This window comes from Streptosporangium sp. NPDC049078, assembly GCF_040648855.1.
GTDB lineage: Bacteria > Actinomycetota > Actinomycetes > Streptosporangiales > Streptosporangiaceae > Streptosporangium.
Genome location: NZ_JBEZEL010000002.1, coordinates 389,428 through 412,481, shown reverse-complemented (window position 1 = coordinate 412,481; position 23,054 = coordinate 389,428). Strand labels below are relative to the sequence as shown.

The window sequence follows — 23,054 nt, the reverse complement described above, 5'->3', positions numbered from 1 at the left end:
ACGGGCTTGGAATAATGGCACTCACCTCGCTTCTCGGGCGGCTCCGCCACACCGAGTGGCGCTGTTTCTACGCCCTGGTGTGGATAGGCTGGTTAATCGCATGGGCGAGGTCCGCCCGGCTGAGATCGTGACAATGGGAGGTCGGCATGGGCAGCGCCACATCCCGCGACCGCCTGATGAAGCTTCTGGAACCTGTCGTCGGAGCCGGAGGGCTCGACTTGGAGGACGTCACGGTCACCCCCGCGGGCAAGCGGCGGCTGCTGCGTGTCGTGGTCGACCGTGACGGCGGCGTGAGCCTCGACGACGTCGCGGAGATCAGCCACGTCGTCTCCGAGACACTGGACGCCGACGAGGCGATGGGAACCACCCCGTACGTGCTGGAGGTCTCCTCTCCGGGGGTCGACCGTCCCCTCACCGAGCCGCGTCACTGGCGCCGCGCGGTGAAGAGGCTGGTCAAGGCCGACCTGCGGGACGGCACCGCCGTGGAGGGCCGGATCGTCGCCACCGACGAGACCGGAGTGGAGCTGGACGTCGACGGCGCACCGCGCCGCATCGACTATGAGGACCTGACCCGAGGACGGGTGCAGGTGGAATTCCGCCGGCTCGACGACGCCGAAGACGACGGCGAAGACGGCGACGAGGGCTAAGGGGGAAGCCTCGTGGACATCGACATGAGCGTCCTGCGCAGCCTGGAGAGGGAGAAGGACATCTCCTTCGACCTGGTCGTCAAGGCGATCGAGGACGCGCTGCTGATCGCGTATTTCCGGAGTGAGGGCGCGGCGGCCAAGGCGCGCGCCGAGCTCGACCGCAAGTCAGGGCACGTGACCATCTTCGCGGCCGAGCTCGACGACGAGAGCGGGGAGGTGCTCAGGGAGTTCGACGACACCCCGGGCAACTTCAGCCGCATCGCCGCGACCACGGCCAAGCAGGTGATCCTGCAGCAGCTCCGCGACGCCGAGGATGAGATCAACTTCGGTGAGTTCGCCAGTCGTGAGGGCGAACTCGTGGCGGGGGTCATCCAGCAGGGCAAGGACCCGAGGGTCGTCCTGGTCGACCTGGGCAAGATCGAGGCGGTGCTGCCGCACAGCGAGCAGGTCCCGGGCGAGGAATACGTCCACGGCGACCGCATCCGCTGCTACGTGGTGCAGGTCAAGAAGGGCCACAAGGGTCCCTCGGTGACCCTGTCGCGCACCCACCCCGGCCTGGTGAAGAAGCTCTTCGCGCTGGAGGTGCCCGAGATCGCCGACGGCACGGTCGAGATCGCCGCCGTCGCCCGCGAGGCCGGTCACCGCACCAAGCTCGCGGTCCGGTCCCGGCGCCCGGGGGTGAACGCCAAGGGTGCCTGCATCGGCCCGATGGGCTCGCGGGTACGCAACGTGATGACGGAGTTGCACGGCGAGAAGATCGACATCATCGACTGGTCGGAGGATCCCGCGGAGTTCGTCGGGAATGCGTTGTCCCCGGCCCGCGTTTCCCACGTAGAGGTGATCGACTTCGACGGCCGCGCCGCGCGCGTGACCGTGCCTGACTACCAGCTCTCCCTCGCCATCGGCAAGGAGGGGCAGAACGCCCGGCTCGCCGCCCGCCTCACCGGCTGGCGGATCGACATCCGTCCCGACACCCAGCCGGGGGACGCGGCCGGTGCCGCAGATGCGCCCACACGGTAAGCTGGAATATGGTGGCCAGGCTGCCCCACGAAGAACATGTGTGGGGTGCCGGGTTCGCACGGTTTCCTCCGAGCTGCTCCGCCTGGTGGTGGTCGAGGGCGTTATCGTCCCTGACCTGCGAAGACGGCTCCAAGGGCGTGGTGCTTCACTGCATCCCACCTTGAGCTGTCTCGAACTCGCAGAGCGTCGCCGAGCGTTTTCGCGGGCTTTTCGCGTCGCGGAATCGCTCGACCTGTCGCGACTGCGCGGCCACCTGGAAGAGCAACAGGCTGAAAGGATCGGGTGAAATGGTTACCGACTGTCATGTAGGACGCCGAACTGATGGGCTGGTCAGATAGCTATGAGCGCCTGATGAGCATGCGGCGATGAGTACGTCAACGTAACGACGGTCCGGCGGCACCGCCTCCCGGGCCGAGACAAGGGAGTGCAGTGGCGAAGGTCCGGGTATACGAGCTCGCCAAGGAGTTCGGTGTGGAGAGCAAGGTCGTGATGGCCAAGCTCCAGGAGATGGGCGAGTTCGTGCGTTCGGCGTCCTCGACTATCGAAGCACCGGTAGTCCGCAGGCTCACGGAAGCTTTGGGCGGCCCCAGTAAGGGCTCGTCCGACAGGGGCAGAGGCCCCAGGCCGCCTCAGGCGGCCCCTCGGCCGGGTGACGGCCAGCCAAACGGTGCCACCTCGGCGCCGACATCCATCCCCAAGCCGGGTCCGGCCCCCAGGCCGGGTCCTCGTCCGGGGCCCGTGCAGGCCCGTCCCGCGGCCCCCGCGCCGCAGGCGGCCCCGCCGGTGGTTCCTCCGGCTCCGCCGGTCCAGCCCCCGCAGCCGCCGCGTCAGCAGCCGCCGCAGGTGCAGGCACCGCGGTTCGAGGCGCCCCGCACCGAGAGCGGGCGCCCGACCCCCGGCCCCAAGCCGGGTCCCAGGCCCGCCCCGCGTCCGGGTCCCGCACAGCGCCCCGAGGCGCGCCCCGAGGGCGGTCGTCCCTCGGGCGGTCCCGGTGGAGCGCCCTCGGGCCCCAGGCCCGGTGCCGGTGCCCCCGGTGCCGGTGCGCCCAAGCCCGGCCCGCGTCCGGGCCCGCGCGGTCCGCGCCCCGGCAACAACCCGTTCTCCTCGAACGCGAGCGGCATGGGCCAGGCCCGTCCGCCGCGCGGTGGCGGTCCCGGTGGTCCCGGTGGCCCCGGCCGTGACGGCGGCCCCGGCGACAGAGGTCCGCGTCCCGGCCCCCGCGAGGACCGCGGTCCTCGCCAGGACCGCGACAACGCCGGTCCCCGTCCGCCCGGTGCTCGTTCCGGCCCGCCCGGATCGGGTGGCCCGCGTCCGGGTCCCGGCGCCGGTGGCCCGCGTCCCGGTGGCGGCGCCGGCGGTCCCGGTGGCCCGCGTCCGGGTGGTCCGCGTCCCAGCCCGATGATGATGCCCCAGGGCCGGCCCGCCGGTCCCGGCGGCGGCGGCGCCGGTCGTCCCGGCGGCGGTGCGGGTGCCGGTCGCCCGGGTGGCGGCGCCGGTCGTCCCGGTGGCGGCGGTCGTCCCGGTGGTGGCGGCGGCTTCGCCGGTCGCCCGGGTGGCGGTGGCGGCGCGGGTCGTCCCGGCACCGGAACCGGTGGCCCCGGTGGTGGCGGCGGCGGTTTCGCCGGTCGTCCCGGTGGTGGTGGCCGTGGTCGCGGTGGAGGCACCGCGGGCGCGTTCGGCCGTCCCGGCGGACGCCCGACCCGCGGTCGCAAGTCCAAGCGCCAGCGGCGTCAGGAATTCGACAACATGCAGGCCCCGGCGATCGGCGGCGTGCAGGCTCCTCGCGGCAACGGGCAGACGATCCGCCTGTCGCGCGGCGCCTCCCTGTCGGACTTCGCCGACAAGATCGGCGCGATCCCGGCGTCCCTGGTGCAGATCATGCTGCACCTGGGCGAGATGGTGACCGCCACGCAGTCGGTCAACGAGGAGACGCTCCAGCTTCTGGCCGCCGAGCTCGACTACAACCTGCTTGTGGTCAGCCCGGAGGAGGAGGACCGCGAGCTCCTGGAGACCTTCGACATCGAGTTCGGCGAGGACGAGGGCGACGAGTCCGACCTGGTCGCCCGCCCGCCGGTGGTGACCGTCATGGGTCACGTCGACCACGGTAAGACCAAGCTGCTCGACGCCATCCGCAACACCAACGAGGTGGCGCGGGAGGCGGGTGGCATCACCCAGCACATCGGTGCCTACCAGATCGCCACCACGCACGAGGACGAAGAGCGGAAGATCACCTTCATCGACACCCCGGGTCACGAGGCGTTCACCGCCATGCGTGCCCGAGGCGCCAAGGTGACCGACATCGCCGTCCTGGTCGTCGCGGCCGACGACGGCGTGAAGCCGCAGACCATCGAGGCGCTCAACCACGCCCAGGCGGCCGACGTGCCGATCGTCGTCGCGGTCAACAAGGTCGACAAGGAGGGGGCGGACCCGAGCAAGGTGCGCGCCCAGCTCACCGAGTACGGTCTGGTCGCCGAGGAGTACGGCGGCACCACGATGTTCGTCGACATCTCCGCCAAGAACGGGATCGGCATCGAGCAGCTGCTCGAGGCCATCCTGCTCACCGCGGACGCCGAGCTCGACCTGCGGGCCAACGCCACGATGGACGCCCAGGGCGTCGCCATCGAGGCGCACCTCGACAAGGGCCGCGGCCCGGTCGCGACCGTGCTGGTCCAGCGCGGCACGCTCCGCGTCGGCGACTCGATCGTCTGTGGCGAGGCCTTCGGCCGCGTCCGGGCGATGCTCGACGACAAGGGCGAGGCGATCCCGGAGGCCGACCCGTCCCGTCCGGTGCAGGTCCTCGGTCTGACCGCGACGCCGGGAGCCGGTGACAACTTCATCGTCGTCACCGACGACCGGATGGCGCGCCAGATCGCCCAGCAGCGCGCCGCGCGCAAGCGCATCGCGGACATGGCCAGGTCCGGCCGTCGCCGCACCCTCGAAGAGCTCTTCAGCGAGATGGAGAAGGGCCAGGTCGACGAGCTCAAGCTCATCATCAAGGGTGACGTCTCCGGTTCCGTCGAAGCCCTGGAAGACGCGCTGCTCAAGATCGATGTCGGCGACGAGGTGCGCCTGCGGGTGCTCCACCGCGCCGTCGGTGCGATCACCGAGTACGACGTCAACCTGGCGGTCGCCGACGACAACGCCGTCATCATCGGTTTCAACGTGCGTCCCGAGGTCAGGGCGCGCGATCTGGCCGAGCGCGAGGGCGTCGACATCCGCTACTACTCGGTCATCTACCAGGCGATCGAGGAGATCGAGGCGGCCCTCAAGGGCATGCTCAAGCCGGAGTTCGAAGAGGTCCAGATGGGCACCGCCGAAGTCCGCGAGGTCTTCAAGGTGCCGAAGATCGGCAACATCGCCGGTGCGCTGGTCCGTTCGGGCACGATCGTCCGCAACAGCAAGGCCCGGATCATCCGCGGCGGGGTCGTCATCTCCGACAACCTCACCGTCTCCTCGCTGCGCCGTTTCAAGGACGACGCGACCGAGGTCCGCGAAGGGTTCGAGTGCGGTATCGGTGTCGGCTACAACGACATCAAGATCGATGACGTCATCGAGACCTTCGAGATGCGGGAGAAGCCGCGAACCTGATGCCTCGACAGGCAGGGAAACCTTTCCATCGGCCGCGCATCCTCGGGTGCGCGGCCGGTGGGCGGGACCCGAGCCCGTGGCACGGTGTCGATCGTGGCGAGTGACCCACCATGTATGTAGGTGCACTGACATTGGACATCCTGCTCGGCGACGTCCACTCGCTGAAGCAGAAGCGCTCGGTGGTGCGTCCCATCGTCGCGGAGGTGCGGCGACGGTTCCCGAATGTGGCCGTCGCGGAGACCGGTCATCTTGACCTGCATCGCCGTACCGAGATCGGAATCGCGGTCGTCTCCGCCACCGCCGCCAACTGCGGTGAGGTGCTCGACGACTGCGAGCGCCTGATCGCCTTCCACCCGGAGATCGAGCTGCTGTCCGCCAGACATCGGCTCTACAACGAGGACGAAGACTAGATACGGAGACGGCCGGTCGCGGAAGAACCCCTACCGTCACCGGCCATCCCCGTGAGAAGGGGGGAGCTATGGACGCCGCACGCGCGCGCAAGATCGCCGATCGGATCCAGCAGATCGTGGCGGAGATGCTGGAGCGCCGCATCAAGGACCCCAGGCTGGGGTTCGTGACCGTGACGGACACGCGCATCACCAACGACCTGGGTGAGGCCACGGTGTTCTACACCGTGTTCGGCTCCGAGGCCGAGCGGGCCGACTCCGCCATGGCACTGGAGAGCGCCAAGGGGCTCATCCGCTCGGAGGTGGGCCGCCAGACGGGGCTGCGCCACACGCCGACGCTGACGTTCACCCACGACCCGCTCCCTGACAGCGCCCGTCATCTGGAGGATCTGCTCGCCGAGGCGAAGGCCAGGGACGTGGAGATCGCCAAGCGGGCCGAAGGGGCGTCGCACGCCGGGGACGCCGATCCCTACCGCAGGCCCGAGGACAGGGAAGACGGCGACGAATCCGGGGACGAGGAAGACGAATCCCCGGAACGCGCGGGACGCTCCGCGACGTGACGCCCGCCTCGCGTGACGATGGCTCGGCGGGCTCGGCGGGCTCGGCCGGCCCGGTGTCCGGTCGGGACTGGGCGCGGGCCGTCGAGCTCATCTCCGCCGCGGACGAGATCGCGCTCGCCTGTCACGTCTCACCCGACGGTGACGCGCTCGGCTCCATGCTCGCCGTCGGGCTCGCACTGCGCGCGGCGGGCAAGCGGGTCACCGCCTCCTTCGGCGACCGGCGCTTCAGTGTGCCCAGGCTGCTGCGTTTCCTGCCGGGGCAGGAACTGCTGGCCGACCCCGCGCACTATCCCGCCGCGCCCGAGGTGATGGTCACCTTCGACGTCCCCACCGTCGGGCGTCTCGGCGTGCTGACCGGCAACACGGTCAAGGCGAACGAGCTGGTCGTGCTGGACCACCACCCGTCCAACACCGGGTTCGGCACTCTCAACCTGGTCGATCCCGACGCCGCGGCCACCGCCGTGCTCGCCGAGGAGCTGATCCACCGGCTCGGCCTGCCGATCGACAAGGACATCGCGACCTGCCTGTACGTCGGGCTCGTCACCGACACCGGCTCCTTCAGGCACTCCTCCACCACCCCGGAGGCGCACGCGATGGCCGCCCGGCTGCTCGACACCGGGCTCGATCCAGAGAAGATCTCCCGCGAGCTGTGGGATCGTTCTCCGTTCGGCTACCTGAAGGTGCTCGGCGTCGTGCTCGGCAGGGTGCGGCTGGAGCCCGAGGTGGGCGGTGGCCTGGTCTGGACGTTCGTCACCCGAGCCGACCGCGCCGCGTACGGGCTGCCGTACGACGAGATCGAGGGGATGATCGACGTGATCCGGCGCACCGACGAGGCGGACGTCGCCACGATTCTCAAGGAGGACGACGACGGCGTCTGGCAGGTCTCCATGCGCTCCAAGGGCGGGGTGGACGTCTCGCGCGTCAGCGTCGCGCTGGGGGGCGGCGGGCACGCCAAGGCGGCGGGTTTCACCTCCCACCAGCCCGTCGAGGAGACGATCGCGAGTCTCCGGGCACTGCTGTAAGCCCTTCACCGCACGCCTGTGAGGACCACAATGAGTACGGCCCGCGCCAAGCGCACCCCGCCGCCGAGCGGACTGATCATCGTTGACAAGCCCGCCGAGTGGACCTCGCACGACGTGGTGGCCAAGCTCCGCGGCATCGCGGGCACCCGCAAGGTCGGTCACGCGGGCACCCTCGACCCGATGGCCACCGGCGTGCTGGTGGTCGGTGTCGAGAAGGCCACCCGCCTGCTCGGCCACCTCGCGCTCACCGAGAAGGGCTACGACGCCACGATCCGCCTCGGTCAGACCACCAACACCGACGACGCCGAGGGCGAGATCATCGCGTCGGTGTCGGCGGCGCGGGTCACCGATGAGGACATCAGGAAGGGCGTCGCCAAGTTGACCGGCCCGATCATGCAGATCCCGCCGCAGGTCAGCGCGATCAAGGTGAACGGCGAGCGAGCCTACAAACGGGCGAGGGCCGGGGAGGAGGTCGAGCTCAAGGCTCGCCAGGTGACCGTGTCGAGCTTCGAGATCACCGCCGTGCGCCGGCACAGCGAGTTCGGCGAGCTCGTCGACGTCGACGCCTCGGTGTCCTGTTCCAGTGGCACCTACATCCGCGCGCTCGCCCGTGATCTCGGCGCCGACCTGGGCGTCGGCGGTCATCTGACCGCCCTGCGCCGTACCCGGGTGGGCCCCTACGACCTGTCGACGGCCCACACCCTGGAGCACCTCGCCGCCGAGTGCGTGATCCTGCCGATGGCCGACGCGGTCGCGGCGGCCTTTCCCCGCCGGGACGTGACCGCCGAGGAGGCGGCCACCGTCGCGCACGGCGGGCGGCTGCCCGCGCTGGGCGCGGGGAGCGGGCCGATCGGGGTGTTCGCCCCCGACGGCACCCTGGTGGCGCTGATGGAGGAGCGTGGCCAGGTCGCCAGGTCCCTGGCCGTCTTCGTCCCCTGACGGGTCGTCCGTCGTCGTCCCGGGTGTCGTCCCGGACCTTTCGCGGCGAGGGGCGCGCCACGGGCAAGGGGCTCCCCGATTGGGGGGAAGGGCTCAGAGCATGGCAGGCTTTAGGGGTTCATCCGCTACGAGGGAAGAGGCTGCGGTGCGAGGCTGGCACGGATTGGACGACGTGCCCGAAGACTGGGGCAGGTCCGTCGTCACGATCGGCGTCTTCGACGGCGTTCACCGCGGGCACCAGCAGATGGTGGCCCGTGCCGTCGCGATGGCCGCTCGTCTCGGGGTTCCCTCGGTGGTGGTGACCTTCGACCCGCATCCCGAGGAGGTCGTGCGGCCCGGCACGCACCCTCCGAGGCTGACGACGGCGAGGCACCGCACCGAGCTCCTCGCGGGCCTGGGCGTCGACGCGGTGTGCGTCCTGCCGTTCACGCTGGAGTTCTCCCGGATGAGCCCGGACGAGTTCGTGCAGACCGTCCTCGTCGACCGGCTGCACGCCGCCGGGGTCGTGGTGGGGGAGAACTTCCGCTTCGGCCACAAGGCATCCGGCGACGTGGAGACGCTGCGCACCCTGGGGGAGAAGTACGACTTCGTGGCCGAGGCGGTCCCGCTGGTCAGCGACGGGGAGACGATCTCCTCCACCCTGATCCGCGAGCAGATCGCCTCCGGCGACATGGAGGCGGTCCGGCAGACGCTCGGCCGTCCGCACCGGGTCGAGGGCGTGGTCGTCCGCGGCTACCAGCGCGGCCGGCAGCTCGGTTTCCCGACGGCGAACCTGGAGTCGCCGGAGTTCACCGCCATCCCCGCGGACGGCGTCTACGCCGGTTGGCTGCAGGGTGTCGAGACCGGCAACCTGCCCGCGGTGTACGGCGGCGAGCGCTGGCCCGCGGCGATCTCCGTGGGCACCAACCCGACCTTCGAGGGGGTGCCCCGCACCGTCGAGGCGTACGCCCTCGACCGCGACGACCTCGATCTTTACGGCGCGCACGTGGCCGTCGACTTCGGGCCCAGGCTGCGCGGCAACACCAGGTTCGACTCGATCGAGGCTCTCGTCGCGCAGATCCACGCCGACGTGGACGAGGTCCGGCGCCTGACGAGCTGACCTCCTCCGGGAGGGGGCCCGCGGGGGTCCCGGCCGGTCCTCATGCCACGCCGACCCAGGACCCCGGAATTCCGGTTCCGTGCCCGATCCCCTGCCCGGTTCCGTGCGCGATCCTGTGCTCGATCTCATGTCCGGTCCCACCCGGCCCCCGTGTCACACGGCCCTCACGTCACGTCGACCTCGGAGGCCGAAATGCCGGTCCTGTAGGGGTTTCGGGTGAGGCTCGCCGGGCTCTCACAGGATGTGCGGGGGTCGCGAAGCCGGTGGTAGCCTGGCATGTCAGCTCTGTAACCGGTGTCGTATGATCCCGGTGCTGATCTCGCCACGGCGACTGTAGGCACGCACGGTCGTTCGGGGAGCCGGAATTGCGCGTGCCCGCAGAGGTCCAAGGAGAAAAGTGTCTCTCGACACCGCAGCAAAGAAGAAGATCATCGGTGACTACGCCAAGGGTGAGACCGACACCGGTTCCCCCGAGGTGCAGATCGCGCTGCTGAGCAAGCGCATCAGCGAGCTCACCGAGCACCTGAAGGTGCACAAGCACGACCACCACAGCCGCCGTGGCCTGCTGCTGCTCGTCGGCCGCCGCCGCCGGCTGCTGAAGTACCTGCAGAGCAAGGACATCGCGCGCTACCGCTCGCTCATCGAGCGGCTCGGCCTGCGCCGATAGTGTTGTGAGGGAGTGGCGTTCGCGCCGCTCCCTCATCTCATGGGGGACGATGTCGGCGCGTCGCGCCACGAAGACGTCGCCCCGGTGAGCAAACTGAATAGCCGAGACAGTGCCCCGCGTCCGCAAGCAAGCGCGCCCCACGGCGTCGGAGGGCCGGTCCTCGGTAGTGGCCCCCGGTCATCATGGCACAAAGCCATACGGAACCGGGCGCTTCGATCGAAGACCGGCGCTGCACCTACGGGGAGCCGGCAAAACACGACGAACCAGGCGCGACACGTGCGTCTGGCCGGACGCGGGCGACCGATCCACAAGGAGGTCCCCCGTGGAGGGTGTCCACAGCAGCGAAGCCGTCATCGACAACGGCTCATTCGGCACACGTACCATCCGGTTCGAGACCGGGCGGCTCGCGCGCCAGGCGGCGGGTTCCGCCGTCGTCTATCTCGACGACGACACGATGGTCCTCTCAGCGACCACCGCGTCCAAGAATCCCAAGGAGAACCTCGACTTCTTCCCCCTCACGGTGGACGTCGAGGAGCGAATGTACGCCGCGGGCCGCATTCCCGGCTCGTTCTTCCGGCGTGAGGGCCGTCCCTCCGAGGACGCCATCCTCACCTGCCGCCTGATCGACCGGCCGCTGCGCCCCTCGTTCGTCAAGGGCCTGCGCAACGAGATCCAGGTGGTCGCCACCATCATGGCGCTCCACCCCGAGCACCTGTACGACGTCGTGGCGATCAACGCCGCGTCCCTGTCCACCCAGCTCGCCGGGCTGCCGTTCTCCGGCCCGATCGGCGGCGTCCGCGTCGCGCTGATCGAGGGCCAGTGGGTCGCCTTCCCGACCAACACCGAGCTGGCCAGTGCCACCTTCGACATGGTGGTCGCGGGCCGGGTCCTGGACGACGGCGACGTCGCGATCATGATGGTCGAGGCCGAGTCCACCCGCGACACGCTCAAGCTCGTCGCCGAGGGCGCGGTGGCTCCGACCGAGGAGACCGTGGCCCAGGGCCTTGAGGCCGCCAAGCCGTTCATCAAGGTGCTGTGCGAGGCGCAGGCCAAGGTCGCGAAGGTCGCCGCCAAGGAGACCGCCGAATACCCGCTGTTCCTCGACTACCAGGACGACGTCCTGGAGGCGGTGACCGGCGCGGTGCGCAGCGAGCTCGCCGCCGCGCTCACCATCGCCGGCAAGCAGGAGCGCGAGATCGAGCTCGACAGGGTCAAGGCCCTGGTGCTGGAGAAGGTCGGCCCCGACTTCGAGGGCCGCGAGAAGGAGCTCGGCGCCGCGTTCCGGTCGCTGACCAAGAAGCTCATGCGCGAGCGGGTCATCGCCGAGGGCGTCCGCATCGACGGCCGCGGCGTCAAGGACATCAGGCAGCTCAGCGCCGAGGTCCACGTCGTACCCCGGGTGCACGGCTCGGCCCTGTTCGAGCGCGGCGAGACCCAGATCCTGGGCATCACCACACTCAACATGCTCCGTATGGAGCAGATGATCGACACGCTGAACCCCGAGCGCACCAAGCGCTACATGCACAACTACAACTTCCCCCCCTACTCCACCGGTGAGACCGGCCGGGTGGGCTCGCCCAAGCGGCGCGAGATCGGGCACGGCGCGCTCGCCGAGCGGGCGCTGCTGCCGGTGCTGCCGGCGCGCGAGGAGTTCCCCTACGCGATCCGCCAGGTCTCCGAGGCGCTGGGCTCCAACGGCTCGACCTCGATGGGGTCGGTCTGCGCCTCGACGATGGCGCTGCTCGACGCGGGTGTCCCGCTCAAGGGCATCGTCGCGGGCATCGCGATGGGCCTCATCAACGAGGGCGACCAGTACGTCACGCTGACCGACATCCTCGGCGCCGAGGACGCGATGGGCGACATGGACTTCAAGGTCGCCGGCACCAAGGACGTCATCACCGCGCTCCAGCTCGACACGAAGCTGGACGGCATCCCGGCCTCCGTGCTGGCGGCCGCGCTGAGGCAGGCCAAGGGCGCCCGCCTGGCGATCATCGACGTGATGCAGGAGGCCATCGACTCCCCGGCGGAGATGAACGCGACGGCTCCGCGCATCATCACGATCAAGATTCCGGTGGACAAGATCGGAGAGGTCATCGGCCCGAAGGGCAAGATGATCAACCAGATCCAGGACGACACCGGCGCCGAGATCACCCTGGAAGACGACGGAACCATCTACATCGGCGCCACCGACGGCCCGTCCGCCGAGGCGGCCAGGTCGGCGATCAACGCCATCGCGAACCCGCACATGCCGGAGGTCGGCGAGCGCTACCTGGGCACGGTCGTCAAGATCGCGGCCTTCGGCGCCTTCATCTCCCTCATGCCGGGCAAGGACGGCCTCCTGCACGTCTCCCAGATCCGCAAGCTGCACGGCGGCAAGCGCATCGAGAACGTCGAGGACGTCATGAACGTCGGCGAGAAGGTCCAGGTGGAGATCGCCGAGATCGACTCCCGCGGCAAGCTCTCCCTGGTGCCCGTCGAGGTCATCGAGAAGGAAGCCGCGGCCAAGGCCGAGTCCGGCGACACCGAGCCCTCGGCGACGTCGGCCGCCCCGGCGGCCGAGGCGTCCGCCGACGAGCGGCCCCGTGAGGAGCGGCCCCGTCGCACCCGCACCCGCAGCAGCAACAGCGGCGGTGGCAACCGCGGTGGCGGCGGAGGGGAAGACCGCAACTCGTGATCACCACCACTCTGCACCCCGGCAAGGACGGCGCCGGGGTCGTGAAGCGCACCGTCCTTCCCGGTGGGCTCCGGGTGGTGACCGAGTCCATGCCGACCGTGCGTTCCGTCGCGGTCGGCATGTGGGTCGGCATCGGATCGAGAGACGAGTCCCCCCAGCACATGGGCTCCTCCCACTTCCTTGAGCACCTGCTGTTCAAGGGCACGCCGACCCGGGACGCCCTGGAGATCTCCGCGGCCATCGAGGGCATCGGCGGTGAGATCAACGCCTTCACCGCCAAGGAGTACACCTGCTACTACGCGCGGGTCCTCGACGAGGACCTGCGGGTGGCGATCGACGTGCTCGCCGACGTGGTGACCTCCTCGCTCATCACCGAGGAGGACGTCGAGGCCGAGCGTGGCGTGATCCTGGAGGAGATCGCCATGCACGACGACGACCCCTCCGACGTGGTGCACGAGCAGTTCTCCGCGGAGCTGTACGGTGACACGCCGGTCGGCAGGCCGATCCTCGGCACGGTCGACTCGATCACCGCGGTCACCCGCGACCGGATCGCCGAGTACTACCGGCGTTTCTACCTGCCGACCCACACCGTGGTGTCGGTGGCGGGCAACGTCGACCACGAGCGGGTCGTGGCTCTCGTCGCCGCCGCCTACGAGCGGGCCGGGGCCCTGGGCGGGGACGCCTCGCCGGTGCCCCCGCGCGTGTCGGGGCCCGGCGTGGAGCTGCGCTCCGGCACGCGGGTGGTCCACCGGCCGACGGAGCAGGCGAACCTGGTCCTCGGCACGACCGCGCTGACCCGCACCGACGAGCGCCGCTTCGCGCTCGGGGTGCTCAACGCGGCGCTCGGCGGCGGCATGTCCTCGCGGCTGTTCCAGGAGATCAGGGAGAAGAGGGGCCTGGCCTACTCGGCGTACTCCTACACCTCCGCCCTCGCCGACACCGGCCAGTTCGGCATCTACGTCGGCTGCCTGCCGTCGAAGATCGACGACGTGCTGAAGATCTGCCGCGAGGAGGTGCTCCGCGTGGTCACCGACGGCATCACCGAGGAGGAGATCGTCCGCGGCAAGGGCCAGATGCGCGGCGGTCTCGTGCTCGGCCTGGAGGACACCGGCTCCCGGATGTCCAGGATCGGCAAGGGCGAGCTGGTCTTCGACGAGCTGCTCTCCGTCGACGACCTGCTCGTCAGGATCGACGCGGTGACCCCGGAGCAGATCGCCGAGGTCGCCTCGGACGTCCTCACCCGCCCGATGTCCCTCGCGGTCATCGGCCCCTACGAGGAGGACAGGGACTTCAGCGCGGTCGTCACCGGCTGACGACCCCGTCCGCGAGCGGCCCCGGCGCATTCCGCGCCGGGGCCGCCCGTGTCTCCGAGGGCGCTCCTGGAGGGCCGGACCCGGTGGTCCGCGACAGCCCGGCGGACTCGTACGGTATAGCCTTGGGGCCGTGATCAGGGTTGGAGTTCTCGGCGCCCGAGGGCGCGTCGGTGTCGAAGTGTGCAGGGCCGTCGAGGCGGCGGACGATCTGGAGCTGGTCGCGGCCGTCGACCAGGGCGACCCGATCGAGGCGCTGGAAGGCGCCGAGGTGGTGGTCGACTTCACCCACCCCGACGTCGTGATGGGCAACCTCGAATGGTGCGTCTCCCACGGCATCCACCCGGTGGTCGGCACCACCGGCTTCGACGCCGGGCGGCTGGCGACCGTCAAGGGCTGGCTGGACGCCAACCCCGGCGTCAACGCGCTGATCGCCCCCAACTTCGGCATCGCGGCCGTGCTCATGATGCACTTCGCCCAGCAGGCCGCCCGCTACTTCGAGTCGGCCGAGATCGTCGAGCTGCACCACCCCAACAAGGCCGACGCGCCCTCGGGCACCGCCCGCCGCACGGCCGAGCTGATCGCCGAGGCCCGGCGCAAGGCGGGCTCCGCGCCGATGCCCGACGCCACCAGCACGGAGCTCGACGGGGCGCGCGGCGCCGACGTCGACGGGGTCCGGGTGCACGCGGTGCGGCTGGCCGGGCTCATCGCCCACCAGGAGGTGATCCTGGGCGGCGACGGCGAGATCCTCACCATCCGCCACGACACGATGAACCGTTCGTCGTTCACCCCGGGGGTGCTCCTGGGCGTGCGCCGGGTCCGTGAGCTGCCCGGCCTGACCGTCGGCCTGGAGCCCCTTCTCGACCTCTGAGCACCTGCCCCGCAGGCCCTGGAACCCCGGGCCTGGCGCCGCTCGTTGCGCGAGTATGACGCACCCTGAGCTCGCCTGCCCGCTCTGTCGCGGCACGGAGTTCCGTAAGGAGACGGGCAGGCTCGACAGTCGCTGGGGCATCACCTCGCACCGGTTAACCCTGATGATCTGCGAGCGATGCCGCTATATCCTCCAGTTCCATGACAAGCACTCGATCTTCGACTTCGACTGAGGTTCGCTGGGCGCGGTCGGAGGAGTTGGCCGGACTTGTGGCGGTGGAGCTGGCGGCCGACGGGCTGTTCACCGAGGTCGGGATCACCTTTCCACCGGGGACCACGATGATCGAGGAGACCGAGGACCCAGAGCGGGTGCTCGTCGCGGGTGACCCGCCGATCGGGTTCGCCATGGTCGGCCTGGTCGACGGGCAACTCCACCTCGACCAGCTGGCCGTCCATCCCGACCATGGGCGCAGGGGTGCCGGTGGGCGCCTGCTGGAGGCCGTCTGCGAGCACGCGGCCTCGACCGGCTCCGCCGCCGTGACGCTGACGACCTACCGCGACGTGTCCTGGAACGCCCCCTGGTACGCCCGGCGCGGTTTCGCCGTGCTCGACCCGGCCGAGTGGGGGCCGGAGATGGCCGAGTTGGTGCGCCACGAGCGGGAACTGGGTATCGAGATCGTCCCCCGCGTCGTGATGCGCCGAATCCTGTGAAGGGCCTCGGCCTGGTGAGGCCGGGGAGCGTTGAAGGTCAGAGGGCGAGGCCGACGGTGAGCAGCAGGCCGTAGACGAGCTGGAAGCGGCCCGTCTGCTGGAGCGTCGCGATGAGCGCGGGGCCTGTGGCGCCCGCCCGGACCGCCTTCACCGGGGCGACGGCGAGCGGGGCGGCGAGCAGCGCCAGGGCCGCGAAGGGCCGCCACGGCGCGAGCGCGAGCGCGATCACCAGGGGCAGGACGAGGCAGAGGGTGTAGAGGACGCGGGTGCGGGTGTCACCGAGAACCACGGCCATGGTGCGCTTGCCCGCGGGGCCGTCGGTCACGATGTCGCGCAGGTTGTTGACCACGAGCATCGCACAGGCCAGCAGGCCGGCCGGGACGGCGGCCACCACCGCGAGAGCGGGCAGGTGTTCGAGCTGGACGTAGGTGGTGCCCGTCACCGCCACCAGGCCGAAGAACACGAAGACCGAGACCTCGCCCAGCGCCCGGTAGCCGTACGGGCTGGAGCCGCCGGTGTAGAACCAGGCCGCGGCGATCGCCGCCGCGCCGACCAGCAGCAGCCACCAGGCCCCGGTGACCGCGACGAGCACCAGGCCGGCCACCGCGGCGGCGAGGAAGCAGGCGAGGGCCGCGACGAGGACCTGACGAGGGGGCGCGGCGCCCGAGCCGACCAGGCGCATCGGACCGACCCGGTCGGAGTCGGTGCCGCGCACCCCGTCGCTGTAGTCGTTGGCGTAGTTGACGCCCACCTGGAGGGCGAGGGCCACGAACAGGGCCAGCAGGGCCCGCCACCACACTCCTCCGCCGTATCCGATCGCGACTCCGGTGCCGATCGCGACGGGGACGACGGCGGCGGGGAGGGTGCGCGGGCGTGCTCCGGCGATCCACTGGCTCGGGGTGGCCATGGCGTTGCGGCGTTCCTCTCGGGCTCTAGCTGATGTCGGTCGCCAGGCGGATCATCCGCACCGTACGGCCCATGTCGATGACCCGCTCGGCCCCGTCGGCGCCCCACCCGGCGGACTCCAGGAAGCCCCGCACCGCGTAGTTCTCGGCGAAGACCCAGGTCACGATGGTGTGGTAGCCGTCGTCACGGAGGTAGTCGACCGTGGCGTTCAGCAGCCTGCTGCCGTGGCCGCGCCGGACGTGGTCGGGGTCGATCAGGAACGTGAGCATCTCCCCGGCGGTGGTCGGGTCGAGGTCGGGATCCTCCGCCGGGGCGTGTGATGCCAGACCGGCGATCTTCTCCGCGCCCTGCAGGGCGGCCATGGCCTCGATGCCGCCCGGGCCGAGCGCCGGGAAGGCGTCGGTGTCGAGGACGACCTGCTCCACGGCCACCAGTACGCGGTGCCGGCGGCTGGGCGGCGAGGTGATCGCGTCCTCCCACTGCTGCCGCCACATTTTCTCGGCCGCGGGGCCGGTCATCTGCTCCAGCGGGCCTTCGGGAAGGAAGTCCCGGTAGCCGTATCTCCACGCGCGGATCTGGGTGCCCGTCACCGCGGCGACATCATCGTGCCGAGCCGCCCGCACGCCTACGTCTGCCATCTCGGCCCGCTCCTTCTCTGCCGTCTGCCGTCGCCTCGGAACGCGCTGTCTCGTGGATCTCGTGCCACGCGAGCGGGCATCAGGCGGGTGGATCCGTGAGACAGGCTCTTACACCGTATCGGGGAATCCGACTCAGAGATGACGTGAACCCGGCTCCATCTGCCGTCGGGCCCGATATGCCCTTGTCTTCGTACGGTTGCCGCAGACCTTCATGGAACACCACGAGCGTGAGCGGTTCTTGGAGGAGTCGACGAACGCCCACTGGCAGGTGCTCTCGGTGCAGACCTTCAGGCGCGGCCACATCCCGTCGGAACGGGCGTCCATCACGGCGGCGACGATCCCGGCCAGCCCTCCGGGCACCCCCGTCGCGACCGGTTCGAGCACCGGCCCTGAGGCGGTGAGGGCGACGCGCAGCGGGAGGGCGGCGAAGGGCCTCGACAGCTCCGCCCCGTGACCGTCGCCGGTCTCGCCGGGGCGGTCGTGGTTGTGACGGAGCGCCTCGCGGAGTGCCTCGCGAAGATCGGCGGCCGTCGCCAGATCCCGCTCGTCGGCGGTGTCCCCGGGGCCGATCAGGTCCCGCCCGGCCAGCCAGGCGGTGAGCGCGGCCGGGGAGGGGATCGAGTCGGCCCGCTCCTCGACGTCGTACGTGTTCACGAAGTCGATCACCAGGTCGGAGGGGTTGCCCATGGCGTCGCTCACCTCTTCCCTCTTCGCAACCACTGTACGGCATTAGGGGGTTGTGTTACTTTCAACACCTGCATAACGCGATAGATGGTGTTTTGATGGGAAGTGTGCATGTGGTACCTGGTCTATCTCGCGTTCAAGGAGGCCGGCAGGCGCACGTCGTACCGGAGGAGAGATCATGATCATGAGGGTGTGAAGAGGAGGTCTTCGCGCTCGGCTGACCACTCTCGCGGGGGTTCGGGGGCAGGGGGCGCCTCCGAGCCCCCGCGAGGGTGACCAGACGGTCAGTGGTCGTTGAGGGCCGTCGCCAGCCTGCGTACGCCCTCGACCAGCTCGGCCGTGTGGACGGCCGCCGAGTGGGTCACCCTGATGCGCGGGCCCGGCGGCTCGGCCGGGTAGTAGATGCGCCCGGGACTCACCAGGGCTCCCGCCCTCCTGGCGGCCTCCACCGCACTCTCCTCGTCCCGGTCTTCGGGGAGCCGTACCCACAGGTGCAGACCGCCGCGAGGAACGAGGTGGATCGTGGCGCCGGGCATCCGGGCGGTGAGGGCCGCGGCGAGGGTGTCCCTGCGCAGCCCCAGCTCGGTGCCGAGCGCGGCGAGGTGGCGCCGCCAGGCGGGCGAGCCGACGAACTCCAGCGCCGTCTCCTGGAGCGGCCTGGCGACGAAGAACGACTCCACGAGCTGGCTCGCCCGGAGGCGCCGCGCGGCGGGACCTCGGGCGACGACCCCGGCGACCCGCAGGTTCGGCGACAGGACCTTGGTCAGGGAGTTGATGTGTACGACCGTGCCGTGGGCGTCCAGCGCGACCATCGGCGGAGGTGCGGGGGCGGTGGTGAAGTAGCGCGCGTAGTCGTCCTCGATCACGAACGCCCCGGCGGCGCGGGCGATCGCCAGCACCTGCTCGCGCCGCTCCAGGGGCAGGGTCGCGCCCGTGGGGTTGTGCAGGGTCGGCTGGCAGAGGAACACCCGCGCGCCGGTCACGGCGAACGCCTCCGCGAGGAGTTCGGGCCGCACCCCCTCGCGGTCCATGGGCACGGCCGTCGCGCGAAGCCCCGCGGCCCGCGCGGCCGCGAGCGCGCCCGGGTAGGTGGGGGTCTCGACGAGTACGGGGGTCCCGGGGGCCGCGAGGGCACGGAAGGCGTGAATGAGCGCCGTCTGCCCGCCGCTGACGATCAGGACGTCCGACGGGGTGACGTCACCTCCCAACTCCTGGGCGAACCACCTGCGCAGCTCGGGCAGACCGCTCAGCGGCGGCATCTCCCAGACGTCGGGACGGCGCAGCGCGCGGGAGGCGGCGGCCGACAGCGCCCTGGAGGGGCGCAGAGCCGGGTTGAGGTAGCCGCCGGTGAGCGGGATGACCCCCTCGGGCGGCGAGGCGAGAAGGCCGCTCACCTCGCTGTCGTCCACCACCCTGTCGCCGAGCGCCACCGTCTGCCATGACATGTCGGCGTTGTCGCCGCCCCGTGTGATCGCCGGAGCCACGTAGGCCCCGCTGCCGGGTCTGGTGATCACCCGTCCCTCGGCGGCGAGCCTGCCGATCGCGCGTGACACGGTCACCGGGCTCACGTTGTGCAGCCGGACCAGCTCCCGGCTCGACGGCAGCCGGTCGCCCGGACGGAGCCGCGACACCTCCTCACGGAGCGTGGCGGTGAGCCGGACGATACTGCTATCGTCATTCATGAGTGAAAAGAGTAGCGCTATCGTGCCAAATCGGATAGCGGCGGGTACGGTCCCGCCCGCAGAGGTGCTGTCCGGCCTCGCCTCACCGGCAAAGGCGCGTCACGATCGGCGGCCGGGGGGTGCGACGCCGCCGGAGGCGCCGGGCAGGGCGTGGCGGGGGACCCTGCTGGCCGGGCTCGGGGTGCTGGCCTTCTCGGGGTCGTTCCCGGCGACGGTCTTCGCGATGGAGGGTTTCGACCCCTACCTGGTGGCCGTCGGCCGGGCCGTCGTCGCCGCGGTCGCGGCCGCCGTGTTCCTGCTCGCGGCGAGAGTGCCGTTGCTGCCGCCCAGGTCCCAGCTCCGGTCGTACGGCGTCATCGTGGCGGGCGTGGTGTTCGGCTTCCCGCTTTTCAGCGGTCTCGCGCTTCACGCCGGGGCCTCCACCTCGCACGCCGCAGTGGTGATCGGGCTGCTGCCCGCCGCCACCGCCGCCTGCGCGGTGCTGCGGGCGGGGGAGCGGCCCAGGGCGCTGTTCTGGGTGTCCTGCGGCCTCGGAGCCGTGTCGATCACCGTCTTCACCCTCAGCATGGGCGGCGGTCACATCACCGGAGCCGACCTGCTGCTCGTCGGCGCGCTGCTGTCGGCCGCCGTCGGCTACACCGAAGGCGGGCGCCTGTCCCGCGACACCCCCGGCTGGAGGGTGATCTCCCACACCCTCGTCCTCGCCGCACCGCTGACCGTGCCGATCACCGTCGCGCTCGCGCTCGCCACCGACCCGCGGCCCACCGCCGCCTCACTCGCCGGGTTCGCGTACGTCGGCCTGGTCTCGATGTTCCTCGGCTTCATCCCCTGGTACGCGGGCCTGGCCATGGGCGGCATCGCCCGCGCCGGGCAGACCCAGCTCGCCCAGCCGCTGCTGACGCTGCTGTGGGCCTGGCTGCTGCTCGGCGAGCTCTTCGGTCCCGTCACCGTCGCGGCGGCGCTGGCCGTCCTCGCGTGCGTCGCCCTGACGCAGCGGGCCCGCTCCTGAGATGTTCATGAAGGACGTGACGCACAGGTGCAAATGTGAACGAAGTTATCGCGGGGGTGCGGGGCATGGTGGAAAGGAAGCGTCGTGCCTGCCGCCTCCGAAGGTGATCCGGCTTTCCCGTGCGGTGGTGAGCCCGTTCCGGCGCGAACCCCCGAGGCGGGGTCCGTGCGGCGGCGCGGCCATGCCGCTCTCGTGCTGCTGACGCTGGCGGCGGGGGCGATGGACGCGATCGCCTTCCTCGGGCTCGGTGGTGTCTTCACCGCGAACATGACCGGCAACCTCATCCTCTTCGCCCTCGCCGGCCGCGAGGACTGGGTGCTCCACGCGTTGCGGTCCGGCCTCGCCTGCGCGGGGTTCTGCGCGGGGCTTCTCATCGGCTTCACGATGCCCGGGCGTCACGAGGGGAACGCGTTGTGGTCGTTGGCCGTCATCAGGCTCCTGTGGGCCGACCTGGCCCTCCAGAGCGCCTTTCTCGCCGGCTGGGCGCTCGGCGGGGGCGCACCCGGCCCGGCCGTGATCCTCGTGCTGATCGGGGTGGGATCCTGCGCCATGGGCATGCAGGCCGCGGCGGCCCGCCGGGTCGACCTCGCCGGTATCACGGCAACGTTCGTCACGGGCACCCTCACCTCGCTGTTCGAGAGCTCGGCGTCGGGCTGGTCCACCGACAACCGGCGTCGCGCCGCCATCGTCGTCGCTCTCGTCCTCGGTGCCCTCTGTGCGTCCCTGCTCCTGCGTTTCGCGCCGCCCTGGGCCGGTGTGGTCGCCCCGGCCTTCACGCTCCTCGCACTCGCCGTCGCGCACCCGTACGGGTTCCGGGGACGACCGGACCGGGGGAGCCGGTGATGATCCGCCGTTTTCCGGTTTCCGGACGGGAAGAACGGATATTCCACGGTGAGTCGGTTGTGGGCCTGTCGCTCGAACGGTGAATCGCTTAGAAATGGGGTTGGGACTCCGACTCTCAGCCTCGCCGATCACGACGGCCGAGGTGAGCGGAGATCCTCCGGTGAACCTAAGGAGATGACTCGTGGGCATGGGCCTCGCGGTGGGAGATGTGGTCGAGGACTTCGAACTCCTCGACGAGACGGGCACGCCGAGGCGGCTCGGCGAGTTTCTGGCCAAGGGGCCGGTGGTGCTCTTCTTCTATCCGGCGGCGATGACCTCCGGGTGCACGCTCGAGAGCTGTCACTTCCGCGACCTGGCCGCCGAGTTCGCGGCCGAGGGAGCGACCAGGATCGGGATCAGTCGCGACCAGGTCGAGCGGCAGGCAAGGTTCGCCACGTCCAACCAGCTGGGCTTTCCCCTGCTCTCCGACCCCGACGGCACCGTCGCCCGTCGCCTCGGCGCCCGCCGTACCGTCGCGGTGGGACCGTTTCTCACCCGCAGGATGACCTTCGTCATCGACGTGGACCATCGCCTCCTGGAGGTGATCCACAGCGAGACCTCCATGGAGGCGCACGCCGACCACGCGCTCGAAGTCCTCCGCTCCCGCCCACGTCCCTGACCTTCACGGGTCGACCTTCACGGGTCCCGCGGTGCCCTCCCGCCGCGGTGGACGCGGCGGTCAGGGGTGCAGGGGGTGGGTGTACACGAGGCGGAAGCGGTCGCCGGGGATGACGATGTCGCTCGTCTCCACCGGGCGGTCCCCCGCCCAGTGGGTGCGTTCGACATGCAGGACCTGGACGCCCGAGGACAGGGCGAGGGCGTCGCTCTCGGCCGGTTGCGGGACGCGGGTGTAGACCTGCTCGACGATCTCGGTGATCTTGACGCCGACCGCCGACAGGCGGGCGATCAGGCTTCGGGGGCCCTCCTCCGTGATCTCACCGAACTCGGCGGGCTCGTAGGAGGTGGCGAGCTGGATCGGCTTGCCGTCGCCGCGGAAGACGTAGTGGGTGCGGGTGACCGGGGCCGATTCGTCCAGCCGCAGGCGGTGGGCGATGTCGGGGGTGGCGTCGGCGGGTTCGGCCCGCCAGTCCCAGGTGGCCCGGGTGCCCTGAGACTGGATGTCGGCGCCGAAGGGGGTGGGGTGGTCGTGGAAACGCCATCGGTGCAGCGGGAGCAGCACCGGCTGCTCCCGTACGTAGTGGCCCGAGCCGACGCGGCCGACGATGAGGCCCTCGGCGGCGAGCACGCGCAGCGCGTGCCGGGCGGCCGTCTCGCCCACGCCGTATTTCCTGGTCAGCTGGGCGCGCGAGGGGATCGAGGTGCCGGGGGGAAGGGAGCCGTCGACGATCTGGCGCCGGATGTCGGCGACGACGCGCAGGTAGACAGGATCGGAGCTTGCCACGTGTCCATCCCTGGGGTCTGGGGCGTTGCCCCATCCTGCCGTATTCGATACGCGACGCAGGGTAATGGACCCGATTTGGAGCTCCAACTTTACCGTTGTCCCCAGAGGGATCCAAAAATATCTCAGAGACCCTGTAACGCCCGCGTAAGGACCGCCGATTCAACGGTAGAGGTCGTCGATGTGTGTACCCCCGAGCACATATCGGCGGCCTCTTTCTCGTTCGGGGAAGTCCGTGTCGCCGCCAAAGTGGACAAAAGCCTTATTTGTCTATAAATGGGTCAAGGGTGTGGTCGCCGGGGTCCGCCGCCGTGACGGCTTATATCCACGTGTACGGTGT

At 70.6% G+C, this 23,054-nt stretch carries 23 protein-coding genes; 18 read left to right on the top strand and 5 right to left on the bottom strand.

The window, feature by feature from the left end; all coding sequences use genetic code 11:
• The first annotated feature begins 146 nt into the window (after nt 1-146).
• The 15 genes from rimP to AB0B90_RS04705 all read left to right on the top strand — a co-directional run bounded on the left by rimP (nt 147) and on the right by AB0B90_RS04705 (nt 15,514).
• Complete coding sequence (rimP, locus tag AB0B90_RS04775) at nt 147-647, top strand: ribosome maturation factor RimP (RefSeq protein WP_350944716.1); 501 nt, start codon at nt 147-149, stop codon at nt 645-647.
• Nucleotides 648-659: 12 nt separating this feature from the next.
• Nucleotides 660-1,667, top strand: coding sequence for a transcription termination factor NusA (gene nusA, locus AB0B90_RS04770; RefSeq protein ID WP_350944715.1), 1,008 nt, complete (start codon nt 660-662; stop codon nt 1,665-1,667).
• Complete coding sequence (locus AB0B90_RS04765) at nt 1,651-1,953, top strand: YlxR family protein (RefSeq protein WP_350944851.1); 303 nt, start codon at nt 1,651-1,653, stop codon at nt 1,951-1,953. The genes nusA and AB0B90_RS04765 overlap by 17 nt, the downstream gene beginning before the upstream one ends.
• A 143-nt stretch (nt 1,954-2,096) precedes the next feature.
• A complete protein-coding gene (gene infB, locus AB0B90_RS04760; protein ID WP_350944713.1) occupies nt 2,097-5,255 on the top strand; it encodes a translation initiation factor IF-2 in 3,159 nt (1,052 codons plus the stop codon).
• 110 nt (nt 5,256-5,365) lie between these two features.
• Nucleotides 5,366-5,665 (top strand): DUF503 domain-containing protein, encoded by a 300-nt coding sequence (locus AB0B90_RS04755; RefSeq protein ID WP_350944711.1) that lies wholly within the window; start codon nt 5,366-5,368, stop codon nt 5,663-5,665.
• Between the two features lie 68 nt (nt 5,666-5,733).
• Nucleotides 5,734-6,222, top strand: coding sequence for a 30S ribosome-binding factor RbfA (rbfA, locus tag AB0B90_RS04750; RefSeq protein WP_350944709.1), 489 nt, complete (start codon nt 5,734-5,736; stop codon nt 6,220-6,222).
• Nucleotides 6,219-7,244 (top strand): bifunctional oligoribonuclease/PAP phosphatase NrnA, encoded by a 1,026-nt coding sequence (locus AB0B90_RS04745; protein WP_350944708.1) that lies wholly within the window; start codon nt 6,219-6,221, stop codon nt 7,242-7,244. The genes rbfA and AB0B90_RS04745 overlap by 4 nt, the downstream gene beginning before the upstream one ends.
• Before the next feature lie 30 nt (nt 7,245-7,274).
• Nucleotides 7,275-8,183, top strand: coding sequence for a tRNA pseudouridine(55) synthase TruB (gene truB / locus AB0B90_RS04740; RefSeq protein WP_350944707.1), 909 nt, complete (start codon nt 7,275-7,277; stop codon nt 8,181-8,183).
• A gap of 145 nt (nt 8,184-8,328) precedes the next feature.
• Nucleotides 8,329-9,282: a bifunctional riboflavin kinase/FAD synthetase gene (locus tag AB0B90_RS04735; RefSeq protein WP_350944706.1), complete on the top strand. Its 954-nt coding sequence runs from the start codon at nt 8,329-8,331 to the stop codon at nt 9,280-9,282.
• Between the two features lie 397 nt (nt 9,283-9,679).
• Entirely contained in the window at nt 9,680-9,949 is a 270-nt protein-coding gene (gene rpsO / locus AB0B90_RS04730; RefSeq protein WP_350944705.1) for a 30S ribosomal protein S15, read from the top strand.
• A gap of 322 nt (nt 9,950-10,271) precedes the next feature.
• A complete protein-coding gene (locus AB0B90_RS04725) occupies nt 10,272-12,623 on the top strand; it encodes a polyribonucleotide nucleotidyltransferase (RefSeq protein ID WP_350944704.1) in 2,352 nt (783 codons plus the stop codon).
• Nucleotides 12,623-13,936 (top strand): pitrilysin family protein, encoded by a 1,314-nt coding sequence (locus AB0B90_RS04720; RefSeq protein ID WP_350944849.1) that lies wholly within the window; start codon nt 12,623-12,625, stop codon nt 13,934-13,936. Before AB0B90_RS04725 ends, AB0B90_RS04720 begins: the two co-directional genes overlap by 1 nt.
• Nucleotides 13,937-14,066: 130 nt before the next feature.
• Nucleotides 14,067-14,804 (top strand): 4-hydroxy-tetrahydrodipicolinate reductase, encoded by a 738-nt coding sequence (gene dapB / locus AB0B90_RS04715; protein ID WP_350944703.1) that lies wholly within the window; start codon nt 14,067-14,069, stop codon nt 14,802-14,804.
• 55 nt (nt 14,805-14,859) lie between these two features.
• Nucleotides 14,860-15,036: a hypothetical protein gene (locus AB0B90_RS04710; RefSeq protein ID WP_350944702.1), complete on the top strand. Its 177-nt coding sequence runs from the start codon at nt 14,860-14,862 to the stop codon at nt 15,034-15,036.
• Between the two features lie 25 nt (nt 15,037-15,061).
• Nucleotides 15,062-15,514 carry a GNAT family N-acetyltransferase gene (locus AB0B90_RS04705; protein WP_350944700.1) on the top strand — a complete coding sequence of 151 codons (453 nt, stop codon included), beginning with the start codon at nt 15,062-15,064 and terminating at the stop codon, nt 15,512-15,514.
• A gap of 37 nt (nt 15,515-15,551) precedes the next feature.
• Here the strand turns inward: AB0B90_RS04705 and AB0B90_RS04700 are convergent, their stop codons facing one another.
• The 4 genes from AB0B90_RS04700 to AB0B90_RS04685 form a co-directional block, all read right to left on the bottom strand.
• Nucleotides 15,552-16,421, bottom strand: a complete 870-nt coding sequence (locus AB0B90_RS04700; RefSeq protein WP_350944698.1) for a 1,4-dihydroxy-2-naphthoate polyprenyltransferase — start codon at nt 16,419-16,421, stop codon at nt 15,552-15,554.
• A gap of 25 nt (nt 16,422-16,446) precedes the next feature.
• The gene (locus AB0B90_RS04695) at nt 16,447-17,058 is read right to left on the bottom strand and encodes a GNAT family N-acetyltransferase (RefSeq protein ID WP_350944697.1); all 612 of its coding nucleotides are present in this window, start codon (nt 17,056-17,058) and stop codon (nt 16,447-16,449) included.
• 132 nt (nt 17,059-17,190) lie between these two features.
• Nucleotides 17,191-17,757 carry a CGNR zinc finger domain-containing protein gene (locus AB0B90_RS04690; RefSeq protein ID WP_350944696.1) on the bottom strand — a complete coding sequence of 189 codons (567 nt, stop codon included), beginning with the start codon at nt 17,755-17,757 and terminating at the stop codon, nt 17,191-17,193.
• Between the two features lie 269 nt (nt 17,758-18,026).
• Complete coding sequence (locus AB0B90_RS04685; RefSeq protein ID WP_350944694.1) at nt 18,027-19,424, bottom strand: PLP-dependent aminotransferase family protein; 1,398 nt, start codon at nt 19,422-19,424, stop codon at nt 18,027-18,029.
• Nucleotides 19,425-19,446: 22 nt separating this feature from the next.
• Between AB0B90_RS04685 and AB0B90_RS04680 the strand changes: the two genes are divergently transcribed.
• The 3 genes from AB0B90_RS04680 to AB0B90_RS04670 all read left to right on the top strand — a co-directional run bounded on the left by AB0B90_RS04680 (nt 19,447) and on the right by AB0B90_RS04670 (nt 21,934).
• The gene (locus tag AB0B90_RS04680) at nt 19,447-20,433 is read left to right on the top strand and encodes a DMT family transporter (RefSeq protein WP_350944693.1); all 987 of its coding nucleotides are present in this window, start codon (nt 19,447-19,449) and stop codon (nt 20,431-20,433) included.
• Between the two features lie 192 nt (nt 20,434-20,625).
• The gene (locus tag AB0B90_RS04675) at nt 20,626-21,276 is read left to right on the top strand and encodes a YoaK family protein (protein WP_362920804.1); all 651 of its coding nucleotides are present in this window, start codon (nt 20,626-20,628) and stop codon (nt 21,274-21,276) included.
• 187 nt (nt 21,277-21,463) lie between these two features.
• A complete protein-coding gene (locus AB0B90_RS04670; RefSeq protein ID WP_350944848.1) occupies nt 21,464-21,934 on the top strand; it encodes a peroxiredoxin in 471 nt (156 codons plus the stop codon).
• Between the two features lie 60 nt (nt 21,935-21,994).
• On the opposite strand, the gene AB0B90_RS04665 is transcribed toward AB0B90_RS04670, so the two are convergent.
• The gene (locus AB0B90_RS04665; RefSeq protein ID WP_350944690.1) at nt 21,995-22,717 is read right to left on the bottom strand and encodes a GntR family transcriptional regulator; all 723 of its coding nucleotides are present in this window, start codon (nt 22,715-22,717) and stop codon (nt 21,995-21,997) included.
• Nucleotides 22,718-23,054 lie beyond the last annotated feature (337 nt).

Coding starts and splice junctions, on each gene's coding strand:
- rbfA (WP_350944709.1), top strand. CDS start 5,734: ATGGACGCCGCACGCGCGCGCAAGATCGCCGATCGGATCCAGCAGATC.
- AB0B90_RS04700 (WP_350944698.1), bottom strand. CDS start 16,421: ATGGCCACCCCGAGCCAGTGGATCGCCGGAGCACGCCCGCGCACCCTC.
- AB0B90_RS04755 (WP_350944711.1), top strand. CDS start 5,366: ATGTATGTAGGTGCACTGACATTGGACATCCTGCTCGGCGACGTCCAC.
- truB (WP_350944707.1), top strand. CDS start 7,275: ATGAGTACGGCCCGCGCCAAGCGCACCCCGCCGCCGAGCGGACTGATC.
- AB0B90_RS04710 (WP_350944702.1), top strand. CDS start 14,860: ATGACGCACCCTGAGCTCGCCTGCCCGCTCTGTCGCGGCACGGAGTTC.
- AB0B90_RS04685 (WP_350944694.1), bottom strand. CDS start 19,424: ATGAATGACGATAGCAGTATCGTCCGGCTCACCGCCACGCTCCGTGAG.
- rimP (WP_350944716.1), top strand. CDS start 147: ATGGGCAGCGCCACATCCCGCGACCGCCTGATGAAGCTTCTGGAACCT.
- AB0B90_RS04670 (WP_350944848.1), top strand. CDS start 21,464: ATGGGCCTCGCGGTGGGAGATGTGGTCGAGGACTTCGAACTCCTCGAC.
- AB0B90_RS04765 (WP_350944851.1), top strand. CDS start 1,651: ATGCGCCCACACGGTAAGCTGGAATATGGTGGCCAGGCTGCCCCACGA.
- AB0B90_RS04695 (WP_350944697.1), bottom strand. CDS start 17,058: ATGGCAGACGTAGGCGTGCGGGCGGCTCGGCACGATGATGTCGCCGCG.